Raw genomic sequence first — 612 nt, forward strand, 5'->3', positions numbered from 1 at the left:
GGGCGCCTCGCTCAGCCCTGCATCATCCGCGTCCCCAAGGGCGCGGTTGCTGTGGTGTCTCTCTATGCGGTTGTCACCTCTCCGAGCGTCTCAGACCCGGTCGTGGGCTGGCCGAGCATGGCTGGCCTCAAGTTCGAGGCGGAGCTCACCACCTCGGAGGACCTGCAGCCGCGCATCCTTCAGGTTGCGGAACAGGGCCGCATCCCTGTCTGTCTGGGACCCACGACGCCCACGGCCCGCGTCCTCGTCCCTGCGGCCACGTGGCTCAAGTGGTGGGCTTACGCTGAGGACCCAGTCGCGATCGCCACAGCAGCCACCGACGCGAACGTCATCCTCTGGGCTCGGGCGCTGCTGGTCGACGAGGCAACCAGCTACCAGGACCTCTCCAAGCTCATGGCGGGGGGACTCTGATGCTCCAGAGGCTCCTCATCGCCGCGGGCATGGTGGTGACCGGTGGGGCCCTGGCTCTGCTCACCCGGGCCCCAGACCTGGCTGCCCTCACGCGAGCCCTTCCCTCGCACGCCCGGCAGTACGCTCGAGCCATCAGCAAGGCCGCGAAGGCCTCCGGAGTGGACGCGCTGCTGCTGGCGGCCGTGCTCGAGCAAGAGAGCA

2 protein-coding genes are annotated in these 612 nt (G+C 69.0%); both read left to right on the plus strand.

The genetic code is table 11. The features are described from left to right. The coding region (locus tag KY501_RS52895; RefSeq protein WP_224373261.1) for a hypothetical protein at window positions 1-411 on the plus strand (411 nt) is incomplete at its 5' end. Then, the coding region (locus tag KY501_RS52900; protein WP_224373262.1) for a hypothetical protein at window positions 411-612 on the plus strand (202 nt) is incomplete at its 3' end. The genes KY501_RS52895 and KY501_RS52900, both read left to right, overlap by 1 nt.

The organism is Hyalangium versicolor, assembly GCF_020103695.1.
GTDB lineage: Bacteria > Myxococcota > Myxococcia > Myxococcales > Myxococcaceae > Hyalangium > Hyalangium versicolor.